Source organism: Myxococcus vastator (assembly GCF_010894475.1).
Classification (GTDB): domain Bacteria; phylum Myxococcota; class Myxococcia; order Myxococcales; family Myxococcaceae; genus Myxococcus; species Myxococcus vastator.
In genome coordinates, this window is sequence record NZ_JAAIYB010000413.1 from 1 (window position 1) to 7552 (window position 7552).

The following is a 7552-nucleotide window of genomic DNA, read 5'->3' on the forward strand; positions in this document are numbered from 1 at the left end:
GCCTGGTATCGCTCCGCCACGGCCTTTTCCGCGTCCATACCCGGCCAACGCGCTCGGCCCCTCTGGCTATTCCCCTATTCGGCTAACTAATTCCTGAGCGGGCCCTAACCGTTCACCGGCTTATGCGGCATCAGCGAACTGAGGGGCTTCAGCCAGAGGTAGTAGCGAGGGTGTTTGAAGGCCGCGGCGGTGCGCCCCCAGCGTGTCCGTCAGGAACTCCAGCACACCTCGGTTCTGCAGCTTGAGCGTCGTCACCGTCGTGAAGATTCGCTCGACGAAACGGCTACCATCGGGGCCCTGCGTCCCGAAGGACGTCTTGCGACACATGACAGCATGGCGGATGCACTGCTCGCCGAAGTTGTTCGTCGGCTCGATGTCGGGCACGTCGACAAAGGTCCAGAGGCACTCCTCCAGCTTGAGGATTTCTCGTGCCATGCCCGCCGTCTTCTTCTCCGCGCGAACCTCGGCCTCACGCAACAGTCGGCCCACCGTGCGTCGTACCTTCTTCATCCGCTGCTCGAAGTCTTCTCGAGCCAGCGTCCCGTCGCGCACCCGGTGCCACCACTTGAAGAAGCGGTGGCGCTCGCGCATCAACCGCTCGCCAATGCGGCAGCCTTCGCCTCCGCGGTCGATGAAGCCTTGAAAGTCGCGCGTTATATGGCTCCAGCAGAGTTGGCGCAGGCCCTTGTCATACCAGTCATACCCAGCCCACCTGTCCGTGGTGAGGATGCCCAGGAAGTCCTCACCCAGCAGGGCCTTGGCCACCTTACCGCCACGGCTTCGCGCGATTTGGAACACCACCACCAGGGCCGTGGCGGCCACCCACAGCCAGGCACGATGGCCCCGGCCCTCCTTGCGCCCCTCCACCCACCCCGTCTCGTCCGCGTGGGCCTTGTCGGCCGCTTGCACGTACGAGAGGGCCTCGGCCGCCGCTGGGGACAGGGCGTCCGTCATCTCCCCTTCGAGATTACTGACGCTGCCCACTGACACCTCCACGCCCAGCATGTCCGAGAGGGCGTCCTTCACCAGCCGCTTGGACAGCCTGTATTTGCCCACCAGAAGGCTGGCCAGCGCGCTCAGCTTGTCCCCGAAGGCGCTGCTGGCGTGCGCGGGCACCGGCTGCCGCGTCACCGTGCCGCACGCGCCGCACGCGCCGCACTCCAAAGCGTGGCTGCGGTACTCGGTGACAATGGCCGACAGCGGCGGAACTTCCACCACCTGATGGCGGCGCGGCTCGGAATCCCTGCCGACCAGCCAACTTCCACAGCCCCTACACTCCTTGGGGACCAACTCGACGAAGTGCTGCACCTCCTCAGGTGGCAGCAACCCTCGCTCATGCTTCTTGTGCCCGGGCTGGCCGCCGGGTCGACGCCCCGTCGGCTTCTTCGGCGGGCGCGGTGTGCCCGGGACGTCCGAGGAGGGCGGCTTCGAGGAGTTGCTCGAATTCTGCCTCAGCCGCGCCTCCAACTCAGCCACGCGCGCCGTGAGGGCTTCCACCTTCGCCATCAGCTCGACGATGACCGCGTCGCGCGCGGCCACCTGCGCTTCCAATTCCGCGATGCGCGCATCCTTGGGGTCGAACTCCGCCACGAGTGGCGGTGTGTCACGCCACGGCCGCCACCGTCGAGCGCCGTCCCGCCCACCGTCCGCTGCCCGGCAGTCCCTTCAAGCAGGCTCCAACCGGTGAACGGTTACTCTCCAAGAAGATGAAGGCCTTGGGCTTGCGGCGGGGAAGTTCAGAGTCGTGATTGCCTGACATTCATTCTCCCTGGCGACCGGCTCCCTCTCATTCCCAGACAGCCTGGGCGAACATCGAGGCGATGCCACCGGACATGAAAAGGCCCGGAGCCTCGGCGTCTGCGCCGCGCTCCGGGCCTCGTTTGAAACAGGCGGCTCAGCTCAGGGTCGCGATGCCCTCGCCCAGCAGGTCCGCCTCGCGACCCCGGCGTGACGGATAGCGGTCACCGAAGTCCTCCAGGTTGGCCTTCGCGTCGTCCCACCGCTGCTCCGTCACCTGCGCGAAGAAGTTGGGCGTGGCCGTCTTCAGCGAGCCGTACTGGAAGCCCACGGAGGCAATCACCGTCTGCATCTCCCGCGGCAGCTCCGCGAACCTCGGCCGGCTGCCACCGTCCGCGGCGTTGAGGCGGTCGACCTCCGTGTTGTACTCATTGACCACGTTGTCCAGCGCCTCGCCCTTCACGGCCCGGTCCAGCTCCTTGACCTCGTCCGCCGTCAGGTTCAGCGGGTTCTCCGCCAGGAAGTCCGCGGCCTCCTGGCCCTGCTTGCCCAGGTAGGGCTCCAGCTTCGTCTTCAGCGCGTCCGACAGGCCGAGCCGGTCCAGGTCGGCCATGTCCCGCGCGCCCAGGTCCACGCCCGTGCCCACGGTGACGCCGCTGTTGCTGCCCGCCGCGTCCGGGACATAGCCGTCCTGTACCGCCCGGCCCTCCTGCTCGGCGATGAAGTCCCAGTCGACGTCAGGCTCCGTCGCGGCGGCAACTTCCCCCTCCGCCAGCACGGGCTGGGCTTCGGCCGCCGGCTGCAGCTGCTTCGCCGCATGGGCGGGCCGCGAATCCCAGCCGTCCTTCACCGAATAGCCCTTGGGCTGGTTCTGCTCCGGCTGCCGCGCGTCCTCCCGCCGGTTCGCCTCGTTCCGGAGGCCCCGAGCGGAGTCCCCTCCAGACACCCGCGAATCCCGCTGGGAGCTTCTCGAAGACGAAGAGCGATCAATTCCAGTCATGGCAAGTCCTCACTGAGTCCGTGGAAAATCCACCTACAGTACGAAGACTGCCACCTACATCCCCCTCCATCAAGCCGCAGTGCGTGATTTCACCTGAATTCGACCTAGAGCAGCGATTCGCAACAGAGCTGTCACAGCCGCCAGCCACCCAGCGGCACATTTCCGCTGCCCGTCACCGCGCAGCGCCGCCCGGGAGTGAAGCGAAGAGCAACCGGGCTTCAAGTGACCCACCCACGTTGGACGCGGGGCGCTTTCAGGGGCTGAACGCGCCGACGGGACGTGGGAGAGTCCGCGGTGATGAGTACGGGCTCCATCCTTGGCATCGACTTCGGGACCACCAACACCGCCGCGGCCTTCTTCGACAAGGCCGGCAAGCTTCGCGTCGTTCCGGTGACGGACAAGAGCGTCACGCTGCCTTCCGTCGTCTGGTTCCACGCGGCGGACAAGGCCATCGTCGGCCACGCCGCGCGGCGGCAAATCATTGACGACCCGCGCCACACCGTCTTCGGCGCCAAGCGCTTCCTGGGCCGCCGCTTCCAGTCCGAGTACGTCACGCAGCACAAGGACAAGTACGCCTTCGAGCTCGTGGAGGCCGAGGACGGCTACACGGCCGTGACGATGTACGGGAAGCAGACGTCGCTGACGGACGTGGCGCACCTCATCATCCAGCAGATTCTCACGCTGGCGAACCACGCCGCCGGAACGCCCTTCCGCGAGTGCGTGCTCACCGTGCCCGCGCATGCCAGCAGCCGCCAGCGCGCGGCGGTCCGCCACGCCGCGGAGCAGGCCGGGCTCCAGGTGCGCGCCATCGTCAACGAGCCGACGGCGGCGGCGCTCTACTACGCCAACCTGCGCAACCCCGAGCAGACGGTGATGGTGTTCGACCTGGGCGGCGGCACCTTCGACGCCACCCTGCTCGCGGTGCAGAACAAGGTGGTGAAGGTGCTGGCCACCGGCGGTGACGCCTTCCTGGGCGGCGCCAACTTCGACGAGCGCATCGTCGAGATGCTGGTGGACGACTTCCAGCAGAAGCACGGCATCGACCTGCGCGGGAACAAGGTGGTGATGCAGCGGCTCGTCTTCGCCGCCGAGTCCGCGAAGATGTCGCTGAGCCAGCGCGACGCCACGGTGCTCCGCGTGCCGTGCATCGCCCAGAAGGACGGCGGCTTCATCGACTTCGACTACACGCTCACCCGCAAGCGCCTGGAGGAGATGGTCTTCCAGCTCATCGAGCGCACCGCCTCCGCCTGCGACGACGTGCTGGAGCGCGCGCAGCTGAAGCCCGACCAGATTGACGAGCTCGTCCTGGTCGGCGGTCAGACGCGCATGCCCGCCATCCGTCAGCGCTTCTCCCACTTCAAGCGCCTGTCCTCCGACAAGGAGGTGCACCCGGAGCTCGGCGTGGCGGTGGGCGCGGCCATCCTCGGCCGGAACCTGGCGCGCGGAATCTCGGGCCTGGCGGACGTGGTGCCCATGCCCATCAGCATCATGGTCCCCGGCGGCGCGCAGCACGAGGTCATCCCCGCCAACACCCCCGTGCCCGCGACGAAGTCCGTGACGCTGGAGCTGCCGATGATTCCCGGGCCGCTCTCCATCGCCCTGTTCGAGGCGCTGGACACCACCACCGTGGACCGCGAGCTGCTGGGCACCGTCCGCGTCGAGCTGGACTGGCGCACCACCCACAAGGGCCCCACCACGCTGGAGCTCCGCATGGGCCAGGACTTCGTCCTCGACGCCGCGCTCGTCTCGCCTCAGGGCGCCCGGCATCCGCTGGCCATCAGCGACATGCGCGCGCCCAAGCGCTCCGCGTAACGCAGCGTGACGCACGCCGCCGTGCGAGGATGCGCGGGCGACCTGGGAGGTCCATGGCATGGTGGGCAAGTCCGCGGTGGGTTTGACGTTGATTCGCGTGGTGTTCGGTCTCTCGCTGGCGCTGGGACACGGCCTGTCCAAGCTCACTGGCGACATGAGCAGGTTCGCGGCGGGCGTGGCGCAGCTCGGCTTCCCGTTCCCGACGTTCTTCGCCTGGTGCGCCACGCTGGCGGAGTTCCTGGGCGGGCTGCTGGTGGCCGTGGGCCTCTTCACGCGCCCGGCGGCGGCGATGGCGGGCTTCACCATGGTGGTGGCGCTCTACCGGCACCGCGCGGACCCCTTCGGCCGCATGGAGCTGGCGCTGCTCTACCTCACCGTCATGGCGGCCATCGCGCTCATCGGCGCGGGGCCGTGGAGCCTCGACGCGAAGGTCCGCCGCCGCGGCTGAGGCGCGCGGCTCAGGCGGCCACGCGCTCCACACACGCCGGGGTGTCGTTCGCCGGGGAGTTCACCACGCGCGACACCTCGTAGGCGTCCAGTGACTCCTCGGAGAAGGGCACCAGCAGCGGGAGCAGCACCGAGGCCTCCTGCGGCTCCGGACGCAGCCACACCTCCTGGGCCGCCGGCTCGAGGATGACGGGCATCCGGTCATGGATGGGCGCCATCAGCGCGTTGGGGCCGGTGGTGATGAGGGTGCAGGTGTTGAGCACCTCGCCCGTGTCGGGCGCGGTCCACTCCTCCCACAGCCCCGCGAGCGTCAGGAGCTGCCCGTCCTTGCGGTGGAAGTGGAACGGCGTCTTCGGCTTCGTGGACTGCTTCCACTCGTACCAGCCATCCACCACGACGAGGCACCGGCGCCGCTTGAGCGCGGAGCGGAAGCTGGGCTTCTCCGCCACCGTTTCGCCTCGGGCGTTGATGAGCTTGTTGCCAATGGCGGGGTCCTTCGCCCAGGACGGCACGAGGCCCCAGCGGAAGGCGTCCAGCATCCGCGCGCCATCATTGGTCACCACGGGCATCAACTGCGTGGGACAGAGATTGAATCGCGGACGCTCCACGGCGGTACGGATGCCCGCGAGGCCCAGCCCGGTGACAATCTGCTCAGGAGAGGTTCGAACGGTGACACGGCCACACATGGGCAGGAAGTATCGCCCTGGCGGGCCGAATGCCCAAGAAGACGCCTTGCCGGTGCAGCCGAACAGGCGGGGGGCCGCTGCGGTAGCATGGGCGGCATGAGCGACGGACCCAAGAAGAGCCCGAAGGTGTTTGGTGTTCCGGTGAAGATAGACCCGTACACGTCAGTCCGGCCCGAACACCCCACCGGCGAGTTCGGGATGCCGACCACGAAGAAGAAGGATGACAAGCCCTTCGACCCCTTCGCCGTCGTCATCGATTCACCCAAAGGCGGCGGCTGAGCAGCGGAATCCGGAGCCTGCCGCCTGTCCGCTGGACTACAACGGGCGGGCCATGAACCGGACTTCACTCATCTCTCTCTGTGTCGTCGCCTCGCTCGTCGCCTGCACCGAGCGGACCTCCAGCCCCGCCGCCGCGCCTGTCGTTCCTGTCGCACCGGACAAGGGGCACCCCTCCGCCCCAAGCACGGAGCCCCAGGGCGCGGGCAGCTCGGATGCCGCGGTGCCGGGCTCGGCAACGGCGGGAGCCGCCAATGCCGACTCGGGCGTCGGCGAGTACACGGGAGCGCCGGCCGCGGAGCAGGGCACCTGCTCAGCGGCGAGCTTGTCTCCGCGCGTGGCGCCAGCCGCTCCGGCGTTGCCAGCGCCCGTGGAGTCGATGCGTCAGCGCATCATCGCCGCGTCGGTGGCCTGTGATTACACGGCGCTCAACACCCTGGCGGACGAGAATGGCAAGGCCGTGCGGTTCACCTTCGGCGACGGCACCGACGCGGGCGAGTACTGGCGTGCAGCGGAGAAGCTGGGCAACCCGGAGCTGGCGCGCATCGTCAAGGTCCTGAACCTGCCCTACGCGAAGCAGGGCAATCTCTACTTCTGGCCTGCCGTCCACGTCACCGGCGCGACGTCCGACAAGGATTGGGGCGCGCTCAAGGGCGTCTACCCGGACGAGGAAATCGAGGGGATGAAGGACCAGGGCAGCTACCTTGGCCTGCGCGTGGGCATCACCCCCGAAGGCGACTGGCAGATTGCCGTTGCTGGGGACTGAAGCCCGCCACGCGAATCACGTCGGCAGCTTGATGCCAGACAGCCGCTGGAACAACTCCACGGCGAAGCCGTCCGTCATGCCGGAGATGTAGTCCGTCACGCACAGCAATCGCTGGTACTTCGACAGCCGGGCCACCGCCTCGGTGATGGCTTCATCCCGGGACGCGGGCGCTTCCGCCGTGTCCCGGGCGTGCTCCGGACGCTGGAAGAGGTCCAGTGGCAGCAATTGCCGCAGCTTCTTCTCCTCGCGGTTCGGCGTGTCGGTGACGACCGCCATCGCGAACATGTCCAGCAGGCCGCCCAGCGTCTTGAAGCCCGCGCTCTCAATCTGGAGCACGCGCTCGCTCTCATAGCCGTAGCGCCGCGTGAGGTGGCGGATGGCCTTCAACGGCTTCGCCACGTCGGCATACGCAGCGGCCAACGGCGTCTCCCACTTCCCCTCCTCCATCGCCTCCACGTTCTCCAGGAACACCTTCACGCACGCCTGGATGAGCTCGCCAATCGCCCGCGCTCGCGCCTGCGCCAGCCGCGTCTCCGGATGCGACGGCGGCGGGCGCACGGGGCCATTCACTGGCTTCGGCAACACCGCGTCCAGCAGCTCACACGCATCCTTGATGGGAATCAGCCCCAGCTTCGCCGAGTCCTCCAGGTCGATGACCGCGTAGCAGATGTCATCCGCCGCCTCGACGAGGAACGCCAGCGGATGGCGAGAGAACACGCCGGGCTCCCGCTCCACCAGGCCCATGGCCTGGTACGCCTCCAGCGCCAGGGCCTCATCGTCCTGGAAGTAACCGAACTTCTTCTCCGATACGCGCGCCTTGTCCCGCGC

Annotated in this window: 8 protein-coding genes; 4 read left to right on the top strand and 4 right to left on the bottom strand. The window is 68.0% G+C overall.

Annotated elements, in window-relative coordinates:
• Positions 1 to 120: 120 nt before the first annotated feature.
• On the bottom strand, positions 121 to 1590 hold the full coding sequence (tnpC, locus tag G4D87_RS29880; protein WP_163786104.1) for an IS66 family transposase: 1470 nt from the start codon (positions 1588 to 1590) through the stop codon (positions 121 to 123).
• 304 nt (positions 1591 to 1894) lie between these two features.
• Positions 1895 to 2683, bottom strand: a complete 789-nt coding sequence (locus G4D87_RS29885; protein ID WP_240358719.1) for a pesticin C-terminus-like muramidase — start codon at positions 2681 to 2683, stop codon at positions 1895 to 1897.
• Between the two features lie 351 nt (positions 2684 to 3034).
• Here G4D87_RS29885 and G4D87_RS29890 point away from each other — a divergent pair, with 351 nt between their 5' ends.
• Positions 3035 to 4549, top strand: a complete 1515-nt coding sequence (locus G4D87_RS29890; protein ID WP_163786106.1) for an Hsp70 family protein — start codon at positions 3035 to 3037, stop codon at positions 4547 to 4549.
• Between the two features lie 58 nt (positions 4550 to 4607).
• Positions 4608 to 4997: a DoxX family protein gene (locus G4D87_RS29895; RefSeq protein ID WP_163786107.1), complete on the top strand. Its 390-nt coding sequence runs from the start codon at positions 4608 to 4610 to the stop codon at positions 4995 to 4997.
• Positions 4998 to 5007: 10 nt separating this feature from the next.
• Here the strand turns inward: G4D87_RS29895 and G4D87_RS29900 are convergent, their stop codons facing one another.
• Entirely contained in the window at positions 5008 to 5682 is a 675-nt protein-coding gene (locus G4D87_RS29900) for an SOS response-associated peptidase (protein WP_163786108.1), read from the bottom strand.
• 96 nt (positions 5683 to 5778) lie between these two features.
• Here G4D87_RS29900 and G4D87_RS29905 point away from each other — a divergent pair, with 96 nt between their 5' ends.
• The gene (locus G4D87_RS29905; protein WP_163786109.1) at positions 5779 to 5961 is read left to right on the top strand and encodes a hypothetical protein; all 183 of its coding nucleotides are present in this window, start codon (positions 5779 to 5781) and stop codon (positions 5959 to 5961) included.
• Positions 5962 to 6013: 52 nt separating this feature from the next.
• Positions 6014 to 6724, top strand: coding sequence for a hypothetical protein (locus G4D87_RS39670; RefSeq protein WP_240358720.1), 711 nt, complete (start codon positions 6014 to 6016; stop codon positions 6722 to 6724).
• Between the two features lie 15 nt (positions 6725 to 6739).
• Here G4D87_RS39670 and G4D87_RS29915 read toward each other — a convergent pair.
• Positions 6740 to 7552, bottom strand: an 813-nt coding sequence (locus tag G4D87_RS29915) for a deoxyguanosinetriphosphate triphosphohydrolase family protein (protein WP_504112735.1), incomplete at its 5' end; no start/stop codon positions are given.